This is a genomic window from Chryseobacterium lactis, assembly GCF_003815875.1.
GTDB lineage: Bacteria > Bacteroidota > Bacteroidia > Flavobacteriales > Weeksellaceae > Chryseobacterium > Chryseobacterium lactis.
This window is the reverse complement of the sequence record NZ_CP033924.1, coordinates 4,375,624-4,400,138: the sequence shown is the minus strand read 5'-3', so window position 1 is coordinate 4,400,138 and position 24,515 is coordinate 4,375,624. Positions and strand designations below refer to the sequence as shown.

Below are 24,515 nucleotides of genomic sequence, written 5' to 3'. Positions count from 1 at the left end.
ACAACCCAAAAAAATGAGACTTAGTAACCGTAATAAAGCATCTGTTTACAATTCTGTAAGTACATTGCTTTTGATGACAGTAATGTTTGGAATAGTTGGATTTTTGGCCAACCAATACAGATTCAATGCATTAGGAAAAGAAAGCTACTTATTGATTATCATCCCCGTTCTCTTGTTGATAATCTTTCATGTTAGCGGACGACAGATTTTCGAATATGACAGTGATGGAGAAGCATTAAATTTTAAAAACAGAAATATCATTCCTTTTTTAAGCAAGCCTCTTCATGATGAATTTCCAAAATATAAACTGATCAAATATGATGTGGTCAATATTTTCTTTATCAAAAGATTATATGTCACTGTTTCAAGTAAGAATAATGGATCTACCATGTTGAAGTACCAGATTTCTTATTTAACCCAAAAAGAAGTAAACGATTTAAAACTCTCTCTGAACAAAGTAGTGAAAGCTAATGCAGAGAAAAAAGATAAAAAAACAAATGACGACAGAAGAACATTCGCATGAAGGTGAAAGCCTGAAGAAAGTTTCAGGTCTCTATAAAGACTGGTTTCTGGATTATGCTTCCTATGTAATTTTGGATAGAGCAATTCCTTCGGTGTTTGACGGATTAAAGCCGGTACAGCGAAGAATCATGCACTCCATGAGGGAACTGGAAGACGGCCGTTATAATAAGGTCGCCAATATCGTAGGAAATACAATGAAATATCACCCTCACGGTGATGCTTCCATTACGGATGCCATGGTGCAGATCGGGCAGAAAGAATTATTGATAGATACTCAGGGAAACTGGGGAAATATCTATACAGGAGATTCGGCGGCGGCTGCAAGGTATATTGAAGCGAGACTGACTCCTTTCGCTTTGGAAGTAGTCTTTAACCCAAAAACTACGGAGTGGACAAAATCCTATGATGGAAGAAATAATGAACCGGTTGACCTTCCGGTAAAGTTTCCGCTGCTTCTTGCTCAGGGCGTTGAAGGAATTGGAGTAGGACTTTCTACAAAAATCCTTCCGCACAACTTTAATGAACTGATCAATGCTTCCGTAGCCCATTTAAAAGGGAAAAAATTCGAGTTGTATCCGGATTTCTTAACGGCAGGTTATCTCGACGTTTCAGAATATAATGATGGCCACAGAGGTGGAAAAGTAAGAGCCAGAGCCAAAATTACCCAAACGGATAAACATACGTTGGTTATTTCCGAGCTTCCTTACTCCAAGACGACAAGTGATTTGATCGATTCTATCCTGAAAGCTAATGAGAAAGGAAAGATCAAGATCAAAAAGATTGAAGATAATACTTCAGATAAAGTAGAAATCCTGATTCATATTCACAATGACGTATCTCCGGATAAGACTATTGACGCTTTGTATGCATTTACAGACTGCCAGGTAACTATTTCCCCGAATGCATGCGTAATCGTTGGAGATAAGCCGATGTTTATGAATGTGTCTGATATTCTGAAAATGAATACAGACCACACGGTTTCTCTTCTTAAAAAAGAACTTGAAATTGAGCTTCATGAACTTCAGGAAAGCTGGCATTTTTCTTCATTGGAAAGAATCTTTATTGAAAACAGGATCTACCACGATATTGAAGAGGTGAAAACCTGGGATGATGTCCTGAAAACTATTGATAAAGGATTAAAACCCCACACCAAACACTTGCTGAGAGCGGTAACTGAAGAAGATATTCTGAAACTTACTGAAATCAGAATTAAAAGGATTTCAAGATTTGATTTAGATAAATTTAAAGAAAATATTGCGGCGCTGGAAGGCAAAATAGAGCAGGTAAAATATCACCTTGCTAATCTGATCGCTTATGCAATCGATTATTATTTAAATATCCAGAAGAAATACGGAAAAGACAAGCAAAGAAAAACAGAACTTCGTATTTTCGATACTATTGATGCTACAAAAGTAGCAGTTGCCAATGAAAAATTCTATGCAAATTTTGAAGAAGGTTTCATCGGAACTTCTTTGAGAAAAGATCAGTATCTGTTTGACTGTTCTGATATAGACGATATCATCATTTTCCGAAAGGATGGAAGCATGAAAGTCGTAAAAGTAGAAGCGAAAACGTTTGTCGGGAAAGATATTCTTCATGTTGCCATTTGGAAGAAAAACGATAAGAGAACAGTCTACAACATGATTTATCGTGAAGGCAGAGAAGGTCCTTATTATATGAAGCGATTCTCTGTAACAGGGGTAACAAGAAATACGGATTATCCGTTGGCATCAGACAAAAAAGGATCAGAAACACTTTATTTTTCGGCAAATCCAAACGGAGAAGCAGAAACGGTGTCTGTACTTTTAAAACCGAATCCAAGAATCAGAAAGAATAAAATGGAAATTAATTTCTCTGATCTTGCCATTAAAGGACGTGATTCCAAAGGAAATCTGGTGACCAAGTATGCGGTGAAGAAAGTAGACATGAAAGAAGAAGGCGTTTCTACACTGGCTCCAAGAAAAATCTGGTTTGATGATACCGTAAGAAGACTGAATGCAGATGCAAGAGGTACGTTACTGGGAAGTTTTAAAGGAGATGATAAAATCCTTACCATCAATACCAACGGAGAGGTGAAGTTGGTTTCTTTTGATCTTGGTAACCGTTTTGATGACGAATACTTAGTGCTTGAAAAATGGAGACCTGCACAACCGATTACCTGTATTTATTACGATGGTGAAAAAGATATCTATTTTATCAAAAGATTCTTACTTGAAAATACAATTAATGTTCAGACTTTCATGCCATCGGAGCATCCAAAGTCATTTATTGAAAACATTATTGTAGCCAATGAGGTAACGGCAGAAATTATTTTTGCTAAAGATAAAGGCAAAGAACGTGAGTCTGAAGTTATAAATATTGATGAATTTATTACAGTAAAAGGAATAAAAGCCATCGGTAATCAGTTTACGAAATTCAAGGTAAAATCGATTAATATAACAATTCCTGAACCTGTAGAGGAAGAGCCTGAAGTATATGAAGATCCTGAACCAACCGGAGATATAGATGAAGAAGGAGGAATGATTGGAGACCTTTTCCAGAGTGATGAACCTGAAAATTAAAAAATATGAATATTATAATATTATGTATCGCAATAACATCTATTATCAGCTTCATCGCTTTTAATAATTTTGCTATTACCGAAAAATATAAATTCAATGTAGGAGCTATTATCTATAAGAAAGAATATATCCGTCTGCTTTCATCTGGCTTTCTGCATGCTGATATCATGCACCTTGTGTTTAATATGCTGACCTTGTATTTCTTTGCACCCATAGTGATGCAGGGCTTTGGAAACATAGGTTTTATTATTGTTTATTTGGGAGCAATATTGTTGGGGAATTTTCTGTCATTGTATATTTACCAAAAGCAGTCGTGGTATTCCGCAGTTGGAGCGAGTGGAGGAGTTTCGGGAGTTCTTTTTGCATCCATCGCATTAATGCCTGATATCGGAATTTATATGTTTTTCATTCCGATTGCGATCCCTGGATATATTTTTGGGTTGGGATATTTCGGATATTCTGTGTATATGATGCTTAATCCAAAACCTCATGATAATATAGGACACGCTGCTCATTTGGGAGGTGCTTTTCTGGGGTTGGTATACGCTGTAGCCAATGCACCGGAACAAGCAATGCACAATGGAATTTATATCGGAATCATGTCACTTCCTTTAATTTATTTAGCATATGAAATATTTGTAAGGAAACGAATAGGATAAAAGATTATTTTTACTTAAAATATCAAAACCAATGAACACATCAGAATTAAACAGTTTCATCGTGATACTTATCTATGGTTCATTGGTTTTCTTGTCTCTATTGACATTGGCCAATCCTTTAAAAGTAAACAAAAAAGCCAATTTCTGGTTTGGGCTGTTTCTCTTTTTATGGTCCAGTTTCTGGCTGGATGAGGTTTTGTTCTTAATCACTGGATCACCTGTGGAAGTTCATTCTATCCTGTTGGTTAAGTTTATCCAATATCTGACTCCGATCTTTTTTTATTTCAGTGTATTATTCTTTACCAATCCATCCTTTACTTTCAAAATCACGGATGTCAAATTTCTACTGTTTCCCGCAGCATTTCTGGGTTGTCTTTGGGGAGTCGCCTTAGGTTACAACAACCCATTTGAATATTTGAGTATTAGCCTTATTCTTTTTCAGGCAGTATTTTATACATTGCTTTCCTATATCACGATCAGGAAACATCAGAAAAAAATTCAACAGTTTTCTTCCAATACGGAAGGAATTAATTTGAATTGGCTGGAATACATTATCCTGGTCCTTCTTATTGTAAACATCATCTATGTCATTTACAACCTGTTTTATGATCCCAAAGCTTTAAATTTCTTTATTAATGCCGTTTTTCTGCTGGTTATTTATTGTGTAGGATACTATTCATTAAAGCAAAAAGAAATTTATCCTTTAGAAGAAAAACAACGTAATGAATTGATTTCCATTAATGAAGATGTTGATTCAGACGAGGTGAAAAGAAAACTGATCTCTGATGATGAACTTACAAGAATCAAAACACAGCTTGACGAGGTGATGGAGCTTCAGAAACCATATCTTGACAGCGAATTAAATCTGATCAAACTTGCAGAAATGCTGTCTGTTTCCACCCATCATTTGTCTTATGTGATCAATACTGGCTTTGGGAAGAACTTTTTCCAATATGTGAATGAATTCAGGGTAAACTATGCAAAAAGATTACTAAAGCAAACTGACAGTAAACTTTCCATTCTCGGAATAGCTTATGAGTCCGGCTTCAATTCCAAGACTTCCTTTAATACTACTTTTAAAAAAGTGACCGGACAAACTCCTTCTGAGTTTAAAAAATAAGTTCCGATTTATAAAGTATTACTTTTATTTGTTTTTAAAATATTGATAATCAGAATTTTGATTTGATGTTACGTTTTTCTGAAAATGAGTTCACTCTGATAATCCAGAACATTAAAAGGCCTTCCGAATGATAGCTTTGTATCGTAAAATTTAATCTTATGGATACCAAAGAATCATATGCAGTCGTTACAGGAGCCAGTCAGGGGTTGGGAAAAGCATTTGCAGAAAACCTGGCAAAGAAACATATCAATGTAATCCTGGTAAGCCTTCCGGATCAGAACCTGGAAGAGCTTTCAAAAGAACTTGAAGACACCTATGCCATCAAGTCTCATTATTATGAAGTCGACCTGTCTGTTAAGGAGAATGTAATGAAGCTTACAGAATGGATCAATGCTTCTTTCAATATTCACATGTTAATCAATAATGCAGGTATTGGTGGAACAAAGAAGTTTACAGAGGCGACGCCGGACTATATTAATACCATATTGCAGGTAAATGTAACAGCAACGTCACTTATTACTCATCAACTGCTCCCGAATCTTTTAAGGCAGCCCAAAGCGTTTATTTTAAATGTTTCAAGCATGGCGGCTTTTTCTCCGATTGGCTTTAAAACGGTCTATCCGGCATCCAAAACTTTTATCCATTCATTTTCGAGAGGCTTACATGAAGAATTAAAAGATACCAACGTTTTTGTAAGTGTTGTGAATCCTGGTGCGATGAAAACCAATACCGATGTCTGCAAACGGATTGAAAAGCAGGGATTCATGGGAAGACTGACACTTTTAGATCCCGATAATGTGGCATCCTATTGTATTCGTCAGTTATTTAAAAAAGATTCCGTAATTATGGTGAATCCAATAAGCTGGCTGGTGATGAAAATTTTACCGATCTGGATAAAACTTCCATTAATGACCCAGGCCATCAAAAGAGAGATTGAAGCATAAAACCATACTATGAATTATAAGTGGTTTTAGAAAAAAGAAGTATATGAAAAAAGTTTTTGTTACCGGAGCCAGTGGGCTTCTGGGAGCTAATGTTATTATTAAATTATTAAAAGATGGTTATTCTGTTATTGCTCTGGTGCGCAAGAAAAGCAGCTATTTGGGTAAAAAGGACGAGAATTTAGAACTGGTTGAAGGAGATTTGTCTGCTGATATCTCCTTATTTTTATATCAGGTCGATTGTTTCATTCATATTGCTGCAGAAACTCGTCAGGACCTGCTAAGTTATAAGGAGTATCAGAAAGTGAATTGTGATAGTGTGGCTGATTTGTTTACTCAGGCAGAAGCTTGCGGGGTAAGAAAATTTCTTTTCATCAGTTCAGCCAATACGATGGGCTATGGAAGTGATGATAAACCCGGAAATGAAAGGAAGCCTCAGGCCTATCCTTTCACCCGATCGTTGTATGCCCAAAGTAAACTGGAGGCTGAAAATTATCTTTTGAAACAACATAAAAATACAGAAGTAGTTATTCTCAATCCAACCTTTATGATCGGTCCTTACGACAACAAGCCCAGTTCGGGAAAGCTCATCTTCTGGGCATGGAAAAAGAGGGTTGTATTTTATCCGAAGGGTGGGAAAAATTTTGTTCATGTTGAAGATGCTGCAGATGGAGTCGTAAAAGCCATTGAAAAAGGGAAAAATGGTGAAAAATACCTTTTGGCGGGTGAGAATCTCAGTTTTAAAGATTTTTTCAAAAAAATAAATATAATCACCAATCAAACTCCTGTTATGATCCCGATTCCTGATTCCATCCTGAATTTCTTTGGCCGGATAGGAGATGGCTTAAGAATGCTGAATATAAAGACGAACCTGTGTACTTCCAATATGAAAGCACTCCAGGTTCGTAATTATTACTCCAATCAGAAGTCGGTAGAAGAATTGAATATGCATTATCAATCTACTGATCGAGCCATTGAAGATGCTATTGATTATTTTAAAAGTAAAAAACCATTAATATAATTTAAAACTATCTGGGAAATAGCTTTTGAGTTACATTCTTATTAGAAATAACACAAGCCTTACTACAATTATTTGCACTTGAAATATTGACCTGTATTAATGCCGGTAATGATCTGTAACTCTCACTATTGTAAGGAGCTTCAGTACCATTTCTTCCGCCACCTTTAATGTCATACATTATTTGGGCGGTTCCAATAAATCCATTGGCAGGTTTGAAAGACAATTTTCCCGTCGATGGAGAATAAGTCCATGTTCCTTCATTATTGGTATACACTCCACCTACGATATTTGGAATGACATTTCCGTTGATATCCAGAAACCGGAACGAATTGAAATCAATATTATCATAGGAAGCAGTCGGTGGATTTTGACCGTTTATTGAAGAGTAGGCTGCATCATTTAATAAAGGAGAATACGTAGATTTTATATTCGGACATCCTGCAAATAAATCGTCGGTTACTTCAGCTGCATAAGGTCTGGTAACCCCTAAATTTTTTAAAAGGTGAATGTTTTTGGCATCGCCTGTTGACGCTGCAAATCCAATTCTGAAAGTAGCAGGAGGTGATGTATCCAATGTTCTTACCTGATTATTTTGTACCGCATTTTCCGTATATTTTAAAGAAGTAGGATAATAATAATTATCAACGATTTTCTCTTTTACATTGCCATGCTGAATCTCCAGCGTGATATTATAACCACCTGCTGGATTAGGAACCAATGTGACATAGGCTTTACGGAATCTTGCATCAGTTTCATTTTGAGGAATTGAGTTTCCGCCACTTTCCATGTTGAATTGGCTAAAGTTGGGGCTTTTAATACCAACATGCTTCCCGGTCTGAACATCCAGGTACACAGAACGGTTGTTGCTTGAAGGCGCCGTATTGGTTGCCGTGCTGTAAAGTAACGGATAACCATTGTAGCCGGCAGGTTCAGAAGATGAAAGATATTGGTTTCCACGCTTACCTCTCAAGGTGATGTTACTTCGCCAACCGGCTATTGATACATCAGTAAGCCCGTTTCTTGTTCTGTCACCCTGACGGAATCTGGTTTTAAAATTTCCAAACTCATCCAGTCCGATACCTAAATAAGCACCTCTTAATCCTTCTAAATTTCCTCCTTGTCTTGGGTTTCTCAGGACAAAGGTATAGCCAAGTCCTCCTCCGAAATATCCGATATTGAGCTGTTGCTTAGGAATTGATCCGTCTACAAGAAATATAGAAATTCCGTCTCCACCATTGGAGTTTCCTCCGTAGATTACATATTCAAATTCAAATTTAATCCCCTGATCACTTTTAAATATCCTGTCAGCCAATATAACCCCTCCGGATGTATTGTTCACATTTCTGGTTAATCGTAAGCCTTCTGTAGTAAATGTGGCATCGTTCTGAACACCGGTTGTCGTTACTTTGTAAGCCTCCTGAGGTTGTAATCCCTCTGTAAAACTTACAAAATAGGGATAACCCGTTCCTTGTTCATTCTGAGCTAAAAGATGTTGAGAAAAGATGAACAGTAAGCTTGCAAACAAGAACTTTTTCCGATATAATATGAGATTGTTCTTTATCATAGCAAAGTTATTTAACAACGAAAACAATATTGATGAATGAACAATCCGTCGCAGCTGCTTTTACATTATAAGTCATCACTCCCGAATCAGAAATTGAAATATTGCTGAAGACATTAGGATCAGCATCCGTTACATAATAGTATAAATCTTTACTGGAAGGGAAAAAAGGGATTGAAGCCGGTGCACTTGTACTTTTAGCCTTAGGCGAGCCAAACTGATTTTTATAAAGAGTATATAAATCTTTGGTCTGTCCGGTGGCATTTTGTGAAGTATCAAAGGAAACACTTGGCATATAAAACATTCTGACAGCGCTTCCACTGATGCATAACCAATCGGGAGTGGTTGGAGTACCTATATTCTGGCTCAGGCACTTTTTGTCTGTATCATAGATGATAAGAGAAGTCGCCGGATTAGGAATAGCATCCCTTTTGGCAGTGGTAAGACGGGGTACCAGCATTCCTTTGTTTTGACTGTAGATGTCAAGTGCTGCACTTCCGTCTGGTGTAGGGGTATTAATCCCAACTTGGGCATACGAAAACGCACTTACCAATAAAAATGCGGTTTTTAGAAAGATGTTTTTCATCGTAGTGTAGTGTATTTATTGTTAATAATAGTTGCCTATATTACTTATTAAAAGCATAATCATACTTTTAATTTTTTAAAAGATGCTCTCATTGGATTTCCGGATTATGTAGTTTTTTGAAAACAGATATCCAAAGCAATCAACCGGGTTGAATGCAGGGTATCGGTATAGTATACCTATTTTTCAAAATAAGGCTGAGACCAGGTAATATACATGGTTTCAAAATTTGAAAAATAATATTGTCCTTTGTGGATTGTGCTATCAGAGTTGAAAAATAGCAGGCAATTTTACTACTTTGGAGTAGTAGTATTATCAGTAATATTCATAAAGTGTGTTTTTTTTAATTTTTTCAAAAGTACAAATAATTTATTTTATTTCTCCATTTTATTGTAATAAAATTTTGTTTTATTTGATTTGTTAATATTATTTTATTTTAATGTGTCTAATATTAGTTATTTTGTATATTAAATAGTTTAAATTTAATAAGCTATGCATATTAAAATTTTTTAATTAATAATATATACAAAGAATAAAAGCCTTTCTCTCCCTTATTCATCTCTTTTCTATTGCTTTACAGGTATTATTTTGAGAAGTTTTCCAGAGCTTCTTCCAGCATCGCAACGAAATTGATATGTTTTGTTTTATTGCTTTCAAAGATAAAATCCTTCAGACTTTTACTTTCATATTTGCTAAAATCTCCGACAATAGCCAGCGCAATGCGATAATTTGAAAACTTCTGTAGAATGTCACCGGCCATCTTTGTTTTCAGATCAAAAAAATCCGGAGTAATATTTTTTTCATAAATAATTACTTTATCAAACCCTTGATAATAGACGTCTCCCATAAGATCCAGTCCGTCCTGTGCAGAATGAATCAATAGACCTTCAGAGATAACTTCTGCAATTTTGATATCGTTGATATGATGTGATTTGATGAGCATGGTGATTGAGTTTAATAGTATTTTAGAAAAAATTCTGTATAGCAATTTGAAAATATCAATTTACTTATTTTCTTCCATAAATGAATCTGTCGTTTTCCGATAAGTCCTTCAATAGTTGAGCGTCAGTCAGAGAATGGTATAATTCCAGTGTTTCAGGTCCTAATTTCTGATTGATTTCTAAAAATAAAAGACCTTCCTCATTGAGATACTTTTGAGCATCTTCTGCAATTTTCCGATAAAAGATCAATGCATCTGAGGTAGGAGAGAAGAGTGCCATTGTAGGTTCAAAACCTTTCACTGAATTTTCAATTTCAACTTCTTCCTCAATGCCGATGTATGGAGGATTTGAAATAATAATGTCATAGCTTTCAGTCAGTTCAAAATTCAGGTAATCCGCATGAATAAACTGAACGTCAAGATTATGATATTCAGCATTGCGTTGAGCAGTTTGTAACGCTTTCCCGGAAAAATCAATAGAAAAAACTTTGGCTTCAGGAAAATGCTTTTTTAACACCAAAGGAATTACGCCGCTTCCGGTTCCGATATCCAGAATTCTCAATCCTTGTTCTTTATTCTTTAAATTTCGGATTTCCCGAATAGCTATCTCAAGCAGTTCTTCAGTTTCAGGGCGCGGAATTAATACATTTTCATCTACAAAGAATTTCATCCCGTAAAATTCAGTCTCACCCAAAATCTGCTGATAAGGCCTTCCTGTTTTTAATGCTGAAACCAGACCAATAAGCTGCTTTTCATCATCAATCAAAATGTCCTGCTCAGAAAATCTTCTTTGCTCGAAGTTATCAAAACCAACAATTTTATGTAAGAATGTGGAAGATAAAAAAGTACTTTCCGACTCAGTATAAAGGTCGGAAAGCTCACTTTTGAAATATTTTTTAAATGCTGAAATCGTCATCTATCTTGTAAAAACCAGTTTTGTATCTGTTGACTTTTCTTCATCAATTCTGTATCCTTCATAGTTGAATGCTTTTACATCTTCCAATGTTTTAGCCTGAGTTTCCGCACAGAATCGTACCATAAGTCCTCTCGCATGTTTGGTGTATACTACGATGGTTTTCAGTTTCCCTTCTTTTAATTCATAAAAATCAAAATCAACAACAGGATGATTTAATTTTTTTCTGTCGATTACTTTTCCATATTCGTTGCTGGCTAGGTGAAGAAGAATTTCTCCTTTTTTCATTTCAGAATTCAGTTGCTCTGTGATTTTTTCTCTCCAGAACTCGTACAGGTTTTTATACTGGTCAAATACAAAAGGACGGCCCATTTCAAGCCTGTAAAGCATTACTTTATCAGATGGTTTCAACAAGCCATATAGCCCGGAAAGCATCCGGTAATTCTTTTGCAGGTAATCTACGGCATCTTTCTCCAGTGTTTTGGCATCCAAACCTCTGTAAACCTCTCCTGTAAAGGCATACATAGCAGGAGCAGACTCCTTTGCGGTAGGTTTTGATTTCCATTTTTGATTTCTTTCCCAGTTTTCATCCGCCAGTTTGGGGGATATTTCCATCAATTCTGACAGATATTTGGGTGATTTTTCTTTTAAATAAGATTGTATAAATGCTGCATCTTCAATGAATTTAGGAGTAGAAGATTTCAACAGATCGGTTGAGTTTTCTACGTTCATTAATTTTGCAGGTGATGTTACAATTTTCATAATGTTAAAATACAGATAAGTGTTTAAAATCAATAAAGTTCATGATCATCAGCGAGACAAAGTCAATCATAAAATGACAGATGATCAGAATTTTAATATTTGAATATTTTTTATAAAACAGGGCGAAAACAATTCCAATAAAGGAGGTGATTACCACCTGTCCGATAGTTCCATAGGTACTGTGAAGGATTCCGAATAAAACAGCTGAAATAACGATGCCTGCAATAGAACTGTTATATATTTTCTCTATTCTGGGCTGCATATATCCTCTCATCAGCAATTCTTCCATAACGCCAGCCGTAAGGCATGTAAAAATAATTAAAAAATAATCATTTTTAAAAAGATAGGAGATCGCAACCAGTTTGTCGCTGGTGTTTTCATGCGTTACCAGGTGAACTAATATATTGAGAAAAGCACTGCCAAAAACGGAAGCCAGATATAATCCAATGACAGCTTTAGCATAAAATGAGACAGCATATTTTTTCTCTTCCTGGAGTAAAAAGGATCCTCTTTCAACAAAAAGAGTGTAGAGAAATATAATGATTAAGACTACCCACAATACAATTCTGCTGATATAAAAGCTGCCTGCCGTATTACTTTTTATTCCTGTAAAAAAACTAATAGCAGGAAAAGCGTATAGCATCACTGAGGCTAAAAGCACAAAAGTGAGCAGAATTCCCACAGAATATTTTCTGTTAAGACTTAAATCCTTCAAAATATATCCCTTACCTTAAATAATTCCTTTCCCCTGACGGATAACTTCCGGTTCTCCCGAAGTAAGGTCTACAATAGTTGAGGCTACATTATCTCCATATCCTGAATCGATGACAATATCCACGAGGTGATCATATTTTTCAGCAATAAGCTCAGGATCTGTAGAGTATTCAATAATTTCATCGTCATCATGGATAGACGTTGACGCAATAGGATGACCTAATTTCTCAACGATAAGCTGTGGAATCGGGTGGGCCGGAACACGGATACCAATTGTTTTATGTCCTTTATAAGCCAGCGGCAAACTTTTGTTGGCATCCAGAATAAAGGTAAAAGGCCCCGGAAGATGATTTTTCAGAAACCTGAAAACTGACGTATCAATAGGCCTTGTAAAGTCAGAAAGATGGCTCAGATCATTACATATAATCGAGAATTTTGACTTTTCAAGCTTCATTTTTTTCAATTGAGCCAGTTTTTCCATGGCTTTAATGTCAAAAATGTTGCAGCCCAGGGCATAGATTGTATCAGAAGGATAGATAATTAATCCACCATTTTTTAACGTTTTAATAACCTCATTCACAAGATTTTCCTGTGGGTTATCGGGGTAAATTTTCAAGATTTTTGCCATAAAACAAAGATACAAATAATAAAATAGTTTTCATAAAAGTCCTTTATTTAAAAGAAAAATTAGGATTTTTAAAAAAAAGTCGTACATTTGCAATCCAATATCGCGGGATGGAGCAGTAGGTAGCTCGTCGGGCTCATAACCCGAAGGTCATCGGTTCGAGTCCGGTTCCCGCTACTAAGTAAGTGTTTTCGGTAAACACTCTAAAAATACACCGCGGGATGGAGCAGTAGGTAGCTCGTCGGGCTCATAACCCGAAGGTCATCGGTTCGAGTCCGGTTCCCGCTACTAAGTTAAGTGCTTTCGGTAAGCACTCTAAAAATACACCGCGGGATGGAGCAGTAGGTAGCTCGTCGGGCTCATAACCCGAAGGTCATCGGTTCGAGTCCGGTTCCCGCTACTAAGCAAGTGTTTTCGGTAAACACTCTAAAAATACACCGCGGGATGGAGCAGTAGGTAGCTCGTCGGGCTCATAACCCGAAGGTCATCGGTTCGAGTCCGGTTCCCGCTACTAAGCAAGTGCTTTCGGTAAGCACTCTAAAAATACACCGCGGGATGGAGCAGTAGGTAGCTCGTCGGGCTCATAACCCGAAGGTCATCGGTTCGAGTCCGGTTCCCGCTACTAAAGAAGAGAAGCATTAATTGCTTCTCTTTTTTTTATTCCTGAAATGGAGTGTCAAAATTGGGGGTCAGGCAAAAGTTTGGTTATTTTGAAGATAAAGTGTTTTGTTTTTAGTTGAATTCTTTATGTAAGATTTAAGAATTACACAGGCTTACATACTCTGGTTGTCTTTTCACTTTTCATATTGTTCCCGTCTTTTTCCATTTTGTATATTCTTCTCTTATACAGTGACCACAAGGACGATAACCATTTTGTGTGGCTTCTTTTTCGTTTTTAAAGAAAGCTCTGTTTTCTCTTTTCATCCTTTTTCCGGATGTACAGCGAAGTAATCCGTAAATCTTTAATTTTCTGTTTCCACCAAAACGAATTTCCCGGCTATGGATTTTTTTCCATACTTCAGAGTCTGAGAGTTGTAAGTGCAATAACATATTCTAATTTAAAATATTCAAAATTGATGCGTATAAACATAAAGTCAGTTCTAATAGTAGGATAAAAAACACCCATCTAGCTTGTAGCATCATGAAAAATAATTCCCAAAGCGTATCGACTTCCTTCTTTTACTTCACTTACCCCGTGCTTCATATTGACCCTGTAATATCCTTTGTTTCCTTTTTCGGGTTTAAAATTGGTTGTGAAAATAAGAATATCTCCTTTCTTAGGCTGTAAAACAATCGCCTTTGACTGAGCCCTTGGAACCTGCTGGGTAAGCACAAACTCACCACCTGTAAAATCTTTTTCAGGGTCACTTAACATCAATACGATTTGGATTGGAAAATAAATATCTCCGTATAAATCCTGATGTAAAGTATTGAAACCTCCCTTTTCATATTTTAGAATCAAAGGAGTTGCCTTTTGCTGCTGATTGGAATGGCATTGTTTTAAAAATTCTTCATGCTGTAACGGATACTGAATATTAATATGCAAAGCCTTGAACCAGGAATTAGCAATGGGAGCGAGATAAGGATATATTTGAGTTCGTACGGTCTGAATGAGATCAGGAAGTGGATAATTGAAATATTTGTATTCTCCTAATCCGAAACGATGTCTTGCCATCACGACCGTTTTACGATATAGATCCGGCTGATTATAGGCTGATCGTAATGAATCACAATCTTCCTCAGATAATAGATTGGAAATGACGGAATATCCTTTTTGATGCATTTCTTCAGTAATAAGAGGCCAATCGGTATTTTTAATTTTCTGTATAATATTGATCATTTCTTTTGTTTTATCCATACAAAGTTCTGAAGTTCAACTCACGTATAAAATCCGAAACATGCGATATTGACGGAGGTAGATTTAAAAAAATGCTGGACTATTGATATAGCTTCAATCTGGATCATAAAAGCAGTCCTCATTACAGATATTTTTGTGCTGTTAATTAAAAATAAAAATAACGATGAATTACAGCATTAAAAAAGCAAGTCTTGAAGATCTTGATGAGACGGCAGAATTATTCAATCTTTACAGAGTTTTTTACAGACAGGAATCGGATTTGGAAAAAGGAAAGGCTTTTCTTAAAGAAAGATTTTTAAACAGTGAGTCTGATATTTTTTTGGCCATAGCCGATGGAAAGGCTGTAGGCTTTGTTCAGCTCTACAAGCTGTTTCATTATACAAAACTACAGAAGCAATGGCTGCTGAGTGACTTGTTTGTACATCCTGATTACAGAGGAAAGGGGCTTTCTGTTGCTCTGATTGATCGTAGTAAGCAATGGTGCGAAGAGACAGGAGCCTGTGGTCTTATGCTTGAAACGGAAAAAGCCAACGATATCGGAAATACATTATATCCACGTTGTGGGTTCGAATATGATGGCCTGCACAATTATTATCATTGGTGGAAATAAATAGAAATGCTAAAAATTGAATGAAGTAGGATAAGCTATTCCTTTTTCAGGTCTCAGCTTTCTTATATTAGTTTAGGTAGTATTACTTCTACAGTTTCTGTTATTTAATTCTACAGGTATTCCTTTTAAAGGTATACCGCATAATTCTATTTTTGTACCGCTCTACAGGTCATGGGTAGGACAGTTGATCTGTAGAGTGTATGCAAAAAAATCTCCGCCACATTTTCTACTTTTTCCCCAAAGTTTTATGATTAGTACCACAAAACTGCTTTTTCTGGTGGAGATTTTTTGCTCTAATAAAAAAGAGAACTGCATCTGCAGTTCTCTTTTTGTATTTTAAACAGGTGGTTATTTTATTGAGCCAACTGAGCGTAAGGAGTCAGTTTATTGTCATCAGACATCGTTTGTCCCAAGAACTCTCTTTTCTGATCTGCCTTCATTCTTCCTGCAGCATCACTGGCATTGGAATAAGCTTCACTTAGCTTTGTAGTGATATCAGCAGGCTTAAACTCAAATTTTGTATCACCTTCTACTCCTAAATAGCCGTTCTTTCTTGTAAGGTTTGAAATATAATTGTTGTAATTGATGAATGTATTTCTTAAATACTGAGTATGGTAGTCCATACATTTTTTAGCTTTTTTCGAAGAATTATTTAAGATACAGTTCTTCATATTATTTCTGTATAAATACCATTCTGATTCCAGAACACCATATTCTTTACCCACAGCGATTTTCCCGTTCGTCACAATGTTGTTGTCGCCCTCTTTAGTGGCGATGGCCTGAAGATGCTTAATAACTAATGGAACGGTAGCTTCGATTTTTGATTTTGTATCCTTTAATATGCTAAGATCTGCAGCCGGAGAATTCTTCTTTTGCGCTGTAGTAACGTTGAAAATAAGCAGTAATAGTACAATCAATAAATTATATCTTTTCATGAGAAATTTTTAAAGCACTAAAATAAATATAATTTCCCGGTTAAAACAAATTCAATTTAATTTTATTTAATAAAAATTAACAAGTTTTAAGAATTTAAAGCAGAAACTATTATTTTCCTGCCAAATAGCTAGGTGATGATTTCACTCTATTACTAATTTAATATATTTTAAATAAATTTATTTAATTGATAATCAGTCGATTATATTTAAATCAGGTTTTATCACTAAAAAAATAGTTGTTGGATTCGATTTTATTTCTACATTTGTATAACTAATTTCTTAGTGATATGAAATTTTGATCGTTTTGTATCATCATAATAAATGAAAGAATATGAAAATTCAGACTTTGACAAAAGCAGAAGAGCAGGTGATGCAGTATTTATGGAAAATTGAAAAAGGATTTCTTAAAGATGTTCTTGATCTTTTTCCGGAACCGAAACCGCATACCAATACTGTTTCTACCATTTTAAAAGTATTGAAAGATAAAGAATTCGTAGACTTCAATGTGTATGGAAGACAACATGAGTATTTCCCATTGGTTTCAAAAGAACAATATTCCGGGAAGACAATGAAAAGTCTAGTGAAAAATTATTTTAAAGGTTCTTATAAAAGTGCTGTTTCTTTCCTTGTAGAAAAGAATGAAATGACCGTAGAAGATCTTGAGATGCTATTGGACGAACTCAAAAAGAAAAACTAATGACTATGGAAGCAATACTTCTGTACTTTGTAAAAGTAACTATATGTTCTGGTGTAACGTTTTTGTATTATCAGTTGTCTTTAAAAGACAAGACGTTCCATCATTATAACAGATTTTATCTGTTGTCTGCTATGCTGATATCGCTGCTATTGCCGCTTATCAAGGTAGATGATTTTACCATAGAGGTGAATCATGAGATGTATATGCTTCTTGATAAAATTCAAAACTTTAATACCGAAAAAAACGTAAACAATGGTAACCTTTATTTTAACCTTATTTTTTCAGCTCTGGGACTGGTTTCTCTCTATCTTTTAGGGAAGTTGATCTACGGGATTTTCAAAATCCAGCAGTTTAAAAAACAGTTTCAGAAAGAAAGCTTTGACGGGATCAATTTTTACCGTACAAACCTGACTGAAGCACCATTTTCATACTTTAAAAACCTTTTCTGGAAGAATACAATCACATTGAATTCTGAAGTCGGAAAGCAGATTTTAAAGCACGAAATGGTACATATTGAACAGAAACATTCATTCGATAAAATCTTTATTGAGGTGATTACCTCTGTTTTCTGGTTCAATCCGTTCTTTCATTTGATCAAAAAAGAAATTAGTTTAATTCATGAATACCTGGCTGATAAAAAAGCCGTAAAACACTCGGACACCAAAGCATTTGCGCAGATGCTTTTAGCAAGCCACTTTTCCGGAACACAGTTGCCTGCCACCAGTCCGTTTCTAAGTTCAAACCTTAAAAAAAGACTTAAGATGTTACAAAAACCAAAAACCAAATTCGGATATGCGCGAAGAATTTTAGCATTACCGGTTTTATTTTCAGTAGCTTTTGCTTATCTGGTAAATGCTAAAAACAGAGAAATTGAAGAAACCAATCTGTCTATCAAAAAAGTGGTTTCTCAAATGCAAAAAGATACAGTGAGATCTGAAAAAGCAGGAGCGGAAAATGTTAAAGAGCCAAAGGCTTTAAATTCAGATGATGAGAAAAAACTATCTGCAATTGAGAAGAAAATTGATAAAAAAGGGAAAGAACTGGATAAACTAAAACCGGGAACTGACGCTTTTGATAAGAAAATTAAAGAGATTAGCAAGCTTGCCGGAGAAATAGGAAAGCTGGCCGATAATCAAGCTCTTAAAGCAACTACCGAGTATTTCAAATCTCCTGAATGGAAAAATAAATTGCAGGAAATTGAAAATATGAAGGTTGAAATACCGGATCTGTCGAATTTAGATGTTGATGTTGACTTCCCGGATCCGCCGGCAGCTCCATCAGAACCAGGAATCGCTCCATCTACACCGCCGGCTCCTCCTGCTGCTCCCAAAAGCTCACGAGTGATTTACTATAAAAATCATACGGTATCTTACAGCGATCTGGGTCCGAAGGAAAAAGAAGAAGTACGCCAGGCAATGAAAGAGGCCAAACAAGCATTGAAGGAAAGTGAAAAAGCCAGAAAGGATGCTCAAAAAGCGATGAAAGAAGGCGAAAAAGCCAGATTGGAAGGTGAAAAGGCAAGAATAGAGAACGACAAAGCAAGAAGAGAAAATGATGCGGCAAGGATAGAAAATGCAAAAGCAAGGTTGGAAAGAGAAAAATCTACCATGATAGCTTTTAAAAACTTTAAAGAAACTGACTTCAGCAAAGGTTCTCCCAGAGTAATGGTGATGCAGGCCGATTATATTAAAAAAGATGGCAGCGGAAATATAGCTTTGAATGGGGTTAAAAAATTCAAGGTAAGCGGAGGAGATAATATCAAATATTATATAGACGGAAAAGAAGTTTCGAAAGAAGAAGCTAACGCTTTAAGTCCTGACAATATAGCCAGCGTGAATGTCTACAAAGGAAAGATGGTAAAGGGAGCTGAAGGTGAAATAAAAATTCAGACCAAGAAATAAAGTTTAATCAAGCTTTGTCAATACGGTTGGCAAAGCTTTTTTTATCACTCATTATTATGAAAAATAACATTCTACTTTTTTTATTACTGGGAACGTTTGCCAGCGCTCAGACCAACAGATTCTTTTATGAATATAAATTTATTCCCGATTCTGATCATAAAGAAGAGGTGAAAAAGGAAATGATGTTACTGGATATTGATAAAACCGGATCCAGTTATTACAGTCATGATAAATTTGTGGCAGATTCTACAGGAAGAGCAGAGCTTGAAAAACAGCTGAAAGTTGGAGGCGGGAGTATTAGTATTAATAAACGGGAAAAGCCGGGACAGGTCTCTTATAAAGTGACCAAACAGTACCCTGACTTTAAAACCTACCTTTTCAGGAGCATTGCTATGGATCATTATAAAATACGGGAAGACCAAAAACCGGAATGGAAAATAGCTCCCGACAAGCAAAAGATAGGAGAGTATAATGCCCAAAAGGCTGTCACTAACTTAGGGGGCAGAGAATGGATCGCCTGGTTTTCAACGGATATTCCTTTTCAGGATGGGCCCTACATATTTTATGGACTTCCGGGACTTATCATCAAACTGGAAGATGCTACAGGATCTCACAGCATGATGCTGGTAGGAAATAAAAAGGTAGAATCAATGAGTAGCGAAAAAGAAATGCAGGTCCCTGAAAATGTAAAAGTATTGGGATTGGGTAGCAAAGAAATTGAAGTTTCCAAAGATCAGTTTAAAAAAGCCTGGAAATCCTATGTAAACGATCCTACTAAAAGTATGAGAGAGATGATGATGAAAAATGGAGGTGATTCGGGGACTAAAGTAGCTTTTAAAGTAAGAACCGCTGACGGTAAGGAAATTTCTGATCCTAATCAGGTATTCAGAGAAATGGAGAAAAGGGTAAAAGAAAACCTTAAAAAAGATAACAATCCGATTGAGCCGGATCTGGTAAATTAACTGTATATGGTGAATTGCGTGGGAATAGGATAGAAGTTACAGCGTAAATATTGGTCTTACTAGGGCAAATATCTATATTTTTATAACATTAACCCTTGAACTTTGATGCAATGACAGAAAAAGAAAAATGTGCAGTGGGACTTTTATATAATGCTAACTATGATCAGCAGCTGATTCAGGAACGTATTTCATGCAAAGATCTGTGCCAGGAATACAATGGATTGAAAAATTCTGATTCTGAAAAAAGAAATGAAATCGTCCGGAAAATTCTTGGCTCTGCCAAAGAAAATATATGCATAGAACCTACTTTCTGGTGTGATTACGGATATAATATTGAGGTTGGAGAGAATTTTTATGCCAATCATAATCTTGTTATATTAGATTGTGCCAAAGTGAAATTTGGAGACCATGTTTTCATAGGACCTAATTGTAGTTTTTATACAGCCGGTCATCCGCTGGATGTAAAGCAAAGAAATGAAGGACTGGAATATGCTCATCCTATTACCGTGGGAAACAATGTATGGCTTGGAGGAAATGTTGTCGTTTTGCCCGGAGTGAAAATCGGAGATAACGCGGTGATCGGTGCAGGAAGTGTTGTGACTAAAGATATTCCTGAAAATGCAGTAGCCGTAGGAAACCCTTGTAAAGTGGTCAAAAGTATTGGATAGAATGTTATTTCAATGCCATAAAAAAGAAAATCCCGGAACAGATTGTTTCGGGATTTTTATATTTAAAATTGTTGCTTGTCTTATGATAATTTCTGAGAATCAGCAATAAACTGAGCCAGTCCGCTATCCGTTAAAGGATGCTTTAATAAGCTCAAGATCGGAGGAAGTGGAGAAGTAATAACATCCGCTCCGATTTTAGCACAGTCGATGATGTGCATTGAGTGACGGATAGAAGCTGCAAGAATTTCAGTTTCGAACATATAATTATCGAAAATTAATCTGATTTCCTGGATAAGGTTTAATCCATCTGTTGAAATATCATCTAATCTTCCCAGGAATGGAGAAACATAATTTGCCCCCGCCTTAGCTGCCAAAAGAGCCTGCCCAGGAGAGAAAATTAAAGTACAGTTAGTTCTGATTCCTTTGTCAGAAAAATATTTTAATGCTTTGATACCGTCTTTGATCATTGGAATTTTTACTACAATATTCGGGTGAATAGCAGCCAATTCGTCTCCTTCTTTGATCATTTCTTCATACGTTGTAGAAAGTACTTCAGCAGAAATATCTCCATCTACAAGCTCGCAGATCGTTTTATAATGGTTTTTAATTGCTTCAGCTCCCTGAATTCCTTCTTTAGCCATTAATGAAGGGTTGGTTGTTACACCATCTAAAATTCCAAGATCTCTAGCTTCCTTGATTTGCTCTAAATTAGCTGTGTCAATAAAAAATTTCATTTTGTTAAATAGATTTATTGTTACAAAGATAGGGAATTAATTGAGTTCTGGGGTATGATTTTACGGGTTTTGAACGATTGAATACAGTAAGTATTAGAACGGGAGTATGGTACATTTTGAGTGGCAGATTGATTATAATGAAATAAAAATGGTGCTGTTTTTTGAATTGTAAAGCTTCAATTTTGCTTTGTAATTTAGATTAAATCATTATAAATTTGTGATTATGAAGCACAACCATTTCACAGCTCCATTGGAGATTATCGGGATTAATCCTTTCGTTTTTATTCCGGAAGAGATTTTAAATAAAATTTTTGAAGATTCCGGAAGAAATAAAAGCCCGATTCCTGTGAAAGGAAAGGTAAACGGAAAGGAATTTCAACAAAATCTGATGAAATATTTAGGAGAATGGCGGTTGTATATCAATACCATTATGCTTAAAAATTCTCCCAAAAGAATTGGTGAAACCATTGACGTTACTTTGGAATATGATGATTCTGACCGTTCTATTTCCATACATCCCCAGCTTGAAAAAGCGATCAAAGAAAGTCACCTGGCAACGATAAACTTTGAAAAACTGATACCGTCGAGAAGACATGAGCTGATTCGGTATATTCACAATCTGAAAACTGAAGTCAGCATCCAACGTAATATTGAAAAAATTATCCGACATCTGCACGGAGAAGAAGACTTCTTTGGAAAGAAGATTAAATAGTAAGATTTTAATTTTGACGTAAATAATCTAGCGAATCAAAAAGCCTTTTGCGTTAAAAAAAATAAAATTACAATTCAGCTGAAAAAACAAAAACCGGAAAATTTTTCCGGTTTTTACTATTATTAAGAGTTTAGAGTTTTGCTAAGTTTAATCGCATCCTGGTTGGTTGGGTCATATTGTATGGACTTAGCGATATGCTCTTTTGCTTTATTAGGATCGTTTTGTTGTTCCGTAAAAGCAAGATAGAAATACGCATAAGCCAGATTCTTTTTATTCTGTTCCACTTCTTCCGGTTTTACCGTAGCAATATACTTTTCATAAGCAATTTTTGCATTGGCATCGTCTTTAGCCGATTGGTAGGCGTAAGCCTGGCTATAATATGAAGGAGCCCAATCCGGTAATAAAACAGAGATCTTTTTCCATGTAGCTACAGCATTAGTCCAGTCTGAAGCTTCCTGATAGGCAGTAGCTAACTTAGCTAATGATTCCGTATCCTTTGGATTGGTTGCAATTTGCTTTTTAAGGGTTTCGATGGTAGGATTGCTTTGCTGAGTCGTTGCAACTGTATTAGCAGTGCTTTGTGTACTATCTGTCTGTGTAGTCTGAGCATTCACAAAACTTACACCTCCTACAAGGATTAAACCTAAAAATAGATTTTTAATATTAACTGTCGCCATTTTCATAATCGTATATTTTTAAAATTCTTACATTCTAAAATTCAATAATAATTCCAGAAAAGATCAATTTTTAGAAGCTTTAGGGTTTTTTAGAAAATATTAACGGTTAAGATGTTTTTTTTAGATTAATTTTTGATTCGTTGCAGTTTGAGTTTATCTTTGTTGTTCAACTTTTTAATAATTAATATAATTTCCTTGTATGAATATCATATTAGCTTCAACTTCAACACTTTTTGGTGGCGAATATTTAGAATATCTGAAAGAAGAACTTATCACGTTATATGCCGGAATTGACGAAATCGTTTTTATTCCCTTTGCCAGACCAGGCGGAATTTCCCATGACGACTATACGGCGAAAGCCCGCTCTTTCTTTGAAACCATCAATATTAAAGTAAAAGGACTACACGAATTTGAGAAGCAAGCTGAAGCTCTGAATCAGGCAAAAGGATACTTTACAGGTGGCGGAAATACTTTTTTATTGGTTAAAACATTACACGAAGAAGGATTATTATCTGTTTTAAAAGAAAATGTATCGGGTGGGAAAGCATATCTCGGATGCAGTGCAGGAAGTAATATCGGTGGTCAGAATATGAAAACCACTAATGATATGCCGATTGTGTATCCGCCAAGTTTTGAGTGTATGGGGTTGGTTCCGTTTAATATCAATCCACACTATCTTGATCCACACCCTGATTTGAAGCATAACGGCGAAACAAGAGAAACCCGTATTATGGAATTTCTTACCCAAAATGACATCAAAGTAGTAGGCCTTAGGGAAGGAAACTGGATCAGAAGAATTGGTGATACTATCACTGTGGAAGGAAGTGAGCTGACAAGGATTTTTGAAAAAGATAAAGAGCCTTATGAAATAGAGGCAGGAAGTTTAGTATAATGAAGCAGGATGATATTGACCGTTTTATAGAACGTAACCTTAAAAATTTTTCGGTAAACAGTACGGGTTGGAATGAAATTATCAGGCAAATGTTGTTCGAGTTTGCCATAGGAGGCTGGAATCTTGACAATGACGTTTTTGGACAAGAAAAATTGGGAGAACTGCGATGCCATACTTATTCTGAAAACCCGGACCTTAATACGGTTATTAAAAATATAACCAATAAATATCTGATTCTATCTGCAGAAACCTGCGAAATCTGTGGAAGTGAAGGTAAAAAGCGATATGGTGATTTATGGGAAGCCACCCTGTGCCTGAATCATTACCTGGATCAGAAAATTAGTATTGAGATTGATGATGAACGGAATATTAAAATCAGAAAAAAAGCAATTATCAATATCCGGGAAATCGTTAAGGTTGAAGTTGAGGATGATCTTCAGAAATTACAACTTTACACAAAAGAGAAGACATTTTCCTTTTCTTCATATGAACCTAATTATTATCTGCTTTTGAAAATTCTTCCGCGGGAACTGTTCCCTTTGGATATGCAGAAAAATATTACGAATTTATTTATGAATCTGCAGTACTGTGAAATTTGCGGATATAAGGCGGTTCATAAAGAATGTTGTTTACGTTGTTATAATGAACCATGGAATGATTCCAAACCTTTTATTGAAGATTACGGAGTAAAAGAAAATTATATAAAAAACTGTCAGATCGATATTTTTATTGATGAAGATGACTTTGAAAAGTGTTTTAAGTGTGACAGATCATTTGAAAAATCACCTGACCATCAGATTCTTTTTGAGTATCATGATCTCAGAGAATATGAAAAACTGCATTTTTAACTATATTTGATATCATTTTAAAGATATAAAGGTTTCGGCGAACTGCCATCTGGTAAGTTAAAACCGAACCTTAGTAAAATTAAGAACGAAAATACAATG

General features: G+C 35.7%; 26 protein-coding genes and 5 tRNA genes. 19 read left to right on the top strand and 12 right to left on the bottom strand.

The genetic code is table 11. The features are described from left to right. Positions 1 to 13 precede the first annotated feature (13 nt). The 6 genes from EG342_RS19620 to EG342_RS19595 all read left to right on the top strand — a co-directional run bounded on the left by EG342_RS19620 (position 14) and on the right by EG342_RS19595 (position 6,824). Positions 14 to 523 carry a hypothetical protein gene (locus EG342_RS19620; protein ID WP_103292725.1) on the top strand — a complete coding sequence of 170 codons (510 nt, stop codon included), beginning with the start codon at positions 14 to 16 and terminating at the stop codon, positions 521 to 523. Beyond that, on the top strand, positions 498 to 3,083 hold the full coding sequence (locus EG342_RS19615) for a DNA gyrase/topoisomerase IV subunit A (RefSeq protein ID WP_103292861.1): 2,586 nt from the start codon (positions 498 to 500) through the stop codon (positions 3,081 to 3,083). The genes EG342_RS19620 and EG342_RS19615 overlap by 26 nt, the downstream gene beginning before the upstream one ends. Positions 3,084 to 3,088: 5 nt before the next feature. Beyond that, a complete protein-coding gene (locus EG342_RS19610; RefSeq protein WP_103292724.1) occupies positions 3,089 to 3,742 on the top strand; it encodes a rhomboid family intramembrane serine protease in 654 nt (217 codons plus the stop codon). A 31-nt stretch (positions 3,743 to 3,773) separates the two neighbouring features. After that, entirely contained in the window at positions 3,774 to 4,862 is a 1,089-nt protein-coding gene (locus EG342_RS19605; RefSeq protein ID WP_103292723.1) for a helix-turn-helix domain-containing protein, read from the top strand. A gap of 158 nt (positions 4,863 to 5,020) precedes the next feature. After that, entirely contained in the window at positions 5,021 to 5,806 is a 786-nt protein-coding gene (locus tag EG342_RS19600) for an SDR family NAD(P)-dependent oxidoreductase (protein WP_103292722.1), read from the top strand. Between the two features lie 43 nt (positions 5,807 to 5,849). Then, complete coding sequence (locus EG342_RS19595) at positions 5,850 to 6,824, top strand: NAD-dependent epimerase/dehydratase family protein (RefSeq protein WP_103292721.1); 975 nt, start codon at positions 5,850 to 5,852, stop codon at positions 6,822 to 6,824. A gap of 7 nt (positions 6,825 to 6,831) precedes the next feature. Here EG342_RS19595 and EG342_RS19590 read toward each other — a convergent pair whose 3' ends face one another. The 7 genes from EG342_RS19590 to EG342_RS19560 all read right to left on the bottom strand — a co-directional run bounded on the left by EG342_RS19590 (position 6,832) and on the right by EG342_RS19560 (position 12,925). Then, a complete protein-coding gene (locus tag EG342_RS19590; protein WP_103292720.1) occupies positions 6,832 to 8,388 on the bottom strand; it encodes a lectin-like domain-containing protein in 1,557 nt (518 codons plus the stop codon). A gap of 7 nt (positions 8,389 to 8,395) precedes the next feature. Further along, positions 8,396 to 8,971 (bottom strand): hypothetical protein, encoded by a 576-nt coding sequence (locus EG342_RS19585; RefSeq protein WP_103292719.1) that lies wholly within the window; start codon positions 8,969 to 8,971, stop codon positions 8,396 to 8,398. Between the two features lie 580 nt (positions 8,972 to 9,551). Then, positions 9,552 to 9,911, bottom strand: a complete 360-nt coding sequence (locus EG342_RS19580) for a DUF4180 domain-containing protein (protein ID WP_103292718.1) — start codon at positions 9,909 to 9,911, stop codon at positions 9,552 to 9,554. A gap of 64 nt (positions 9,912 to 9,975) precedes the next feature. Next, a complete protein-coding gene (gene prmC / locus EG342_RS19575; protein ID WP_103292717.1) occupies positions 9,976 to 10,824 on the bottom strand; it encodes a peptide chain release factor N(5)-glutamine methyltransferase in 849 nt (282 codons plus the stop codon). Then, complete coding sequence (gene yaaA, locus EG342_RS19570) at positions 10,825 to 11,583, bottom strand: peroxide stress protein YaaA (RefSeq protein ID WP_103292860.1); 759 nt, start codon at positions 11,581 to 11,583, stop codon at positions 10,825 to 10,827. A 4-nt stretch (positions 11,584 to 11,587) separates the two neighbouring features. Further along, positions 11,588 to 12,298 (bottom strand): CPBP family intramembrane glutamic endopeptidase, encoded by a 711-nt coding sequence (locus tag EG342_RS19565; RefSeq protein WP_123868134.1) that lies wholly within the window; start codon positions 12,296 to 12,298, stop codon positions 11,588 to 11,590. 15 nt (positions 12,299 to 12,313) lie between these two features. Beyond that, the gene (locus tag EG342_RS19560; RefSeq protein ID WP_103292715.1) at positions 12,314 to 12,925 is read right to left on the bottom strand and encodes an L-threonylcarbamoyladenylate synthase; all 612 of its coding nucleotides are present in this window, start codon (positions 12,923 to 12,925) and stop codon (positions 12,314 to 12,316) included. A gap of 101 nt (positions 12,926 to 13,026) precedes the next feature. On the opposite strand from EG342_RS19560, the gene EG342_RS19555 reads away from it, so the two are divergent. From EG342_RS19555 to EG342_RS19535, 5 genes are all read left to right on the top strand, one after another. Continuing rightward, a tRNA-Met gene (locus EG342_RS19555) sits at positions 13,027 to 13,099 on the top strand. A 38-nt stretch (positions 13,100 to 13,137) separates the two neighbouring features. Beyond that, positions 13,138 to 13,210: transfer RNA gene (locus tag EG342_RS19550), tRNA-Met, on the top strand. Positions 13,211 to 13,249: 39 nt separating this feature from the next. Continuing rightward, a tRNA-Met gene (locus EG342_RS19545) sits at positions 13,250 to 13,322 on the top strand. A 38-nt stretch (positions 13,323 to 13,360) separates the two neighbouring features. Then, a tRNA-Met gene (locus EG342_RS19540) sits at positions 13,361 to 13,433 on the top strand. Positions 13,434 to 13,471: 38 nt separating this feature from the next. Then, positions 13,472 to 13,544: transfer RNA gene (locus EG342_RS19535), tRNA-Met, on the top strand. Between the two features lie 179 nt (positions 13,545 to 13,723). Here EG342_RS19535 and EG342_RS19530 read toward each other — a convergent pair. Together EG342_RS19530 and EG342_RS19525 are read right to left on the bottom strand one after the other, a co-directional pair. Beyond that, positions 13,724 to 13,972 (bottom strand): Ada metal-binding domain-containing protein, encoded by a 249-nt coding sequence (locus EG342_RS19530; RefSeq protein WP_103292714.1) that lies wholly within the window; start codon positions 13,970 to 13,972, stop codon positions 13,724 to 13,726. Between the two features lie 76 nt (positions 13,973 to 14,048). After that, a complete protein-coding gene (locus EG342_RS19525) occupies positions 14,049 to 14,762 on the bottom strand; it encodes a 2OG-Fe(II) oxygenase (RefSeq protein ID WP_103292859.1) in 714 nt (237 codons plus the stop codon). Between the two features lie 181 nt (positions 14,763 to 14,943). Between EG342_RS19525 and EG342_RS19520 the strand changes: the two genes are divergently transcribed. Continuing rightward, the gene (locus tag EG342_RS19520) at positions 14,944 to 15,390 is read left to right on the top strand and encodes a GNAT family N-acetyltransferase (protein WP_103292713.1); all 447 of its coding nucleotides are present in this window, start codon (positions 14,944 to 14,946) and stop codon (positions 15,388 to 15,390) included. Positions 15,391 to 15,743: 353 nt separating this feature from the next. Here the strand turns inward: EG342_RS19520 and EG342_RS19515 are convergent, their stop codons facing one another. Continuing rightward, complete coding sequence (locus tag EG342_RS19515; RefSeq protein WP_103292712.1) at positions 15,744 to 16,325, bottom strand: hypothetical protein; 582 nt, start codon at positions 16,323 to 16,325, stop codon at positions 15,744 to 15,746. A 331-nt stretch (positions 16,326 to 16,656) separates the two neighbouring features. On the opposite strand from EG342_RS19515, the gene EG342_RS19510 reads away from it, so the two are divergent. The 4 genes from EG342_RS19510 (at position 16,657) to EG342_RS19495 (ending at position 20,553) form a co-directional block, all read left to right on the top strand. Then, on the top strand, positions 16,657 to 17,022 hold the full coding sequence (locus EG342_RS19510) for a BlaI/MecI/CopY family transcriptional regulator (protein ID WP_103292711.1): 366 nt from the start codon (positions 16,657 to 16,659) through the stop codon (positions 17,020 to 17,022). A gap of 5 nt (positions 17,023 to 17,027) precedes the next feature. Then, on the top strand, positions 17,028 to 18,923 hold the full coding sequence (locus EG342_RS19505; protein WP_103292858.1) for a M56 family metallopeptidase: 1,896 nt from the start codon (positions 17,028 to 17,030) through the stop codon (positions 18,921 to 18,923). 56 nt (positions 18,924 to 18,979) lie between these two features. Further along, positions 18,980 to 19,885, top strand: a complete 906-nt coding sequence (locus tag EG342_RS19500; RefSeq protein WP_103292710.1) for a GLPGLI family protein — start codon at positions 18,980 to 18,982, stop codon at positions 19,883 to 19,885. Positions 19,886 to 19,995: 110 nt separating this feature from the next. Further along, the gene (locus EG342_RS19495; RefSeq protein ID WP_103292709.1) at positions 19,996 to 20,553 is read left to right on the top strand and encodes a sugar O-acetyltransferase; all 558 of its coding nucleotides are present in this window, start codon (positions 19,996 to 19,998) and stop codon (positions 20,551 to 20,553) included. An 80-nt stretch (positions 20,554 to 20,633) separates the two neighbouring features. Here EG342_RS19495 and fsa read toward each other — a convergent pair whose 3' ends face one another. Then, positions 20,634 to 21,287: a fructose-6-phosphate aldolase gene (gene fsa / locus EG342_RS19490; protein ID WP_103292708.1), complete on the bottom strand. Its 654-nt coding sequence runs from the start codon at positions 21,285 to 21,287 to the stop codon at positions 20,634 to 20,636. A 223-nt stretch (positions 21,288 to 21,510) separates the two neighbouring features. Between fsa and EG342_RS19485 the strand changes: the two genes are divergently transcribed. Next, positions 21,511 to 21,999, top strand: coding sequence for a DUF1905 domain-containing protein (locus EG342_RS19485; protein ID WP_103292707.1), 489 nt, complete (start codon positions 21,511 to 21,513; stop codon positions 21,997 to 21,999). Between the two features lie 122 nt (positions 22,000 to 22,121). Here EG342_RS19485 and EG342_RS19480 read toward each other — a convergent pair whose 3' ends face one another. Continuing rightward, entirely contained in the window at positions 22,122 to 22,682 is a 561-nt protein-coding gene (locus tag EG342_RS19480; RefSeq protein WP_103292706.1) for a tetratricopeptide repeat protein, read from the bottom strand. Positions 22,683 to 22,875: 193 nt separating this feature from the next. Between EG342_RS19480 and pepE the strand changes: the two genes are divergently transcribed. Next, entirely contained in the window at positions 22,876 to 23,568 is a 693-nt protein-coding gene (gene pepE / locus EG342_RS19475; protein ID WP_103292705.1) for a dipeptidase PepE, read from the top strand. Further along, complete coding sequence (locus EG342_RS19470; RefSeq protein ID WP_103292704.1) at positions 23,568 to 24,416, top strand: hypothetical protein; 849 nt, start codon at positions 23,568 to 23,570, stop codon at positions 24,414 to 24,416. The genes pepE and EG342_RS19470 overlap by 1 nt, the downstream gene beginning before the upstream one ends. Positions 24,417 to 24,515 lie beyond the last annotated feature (99 nt).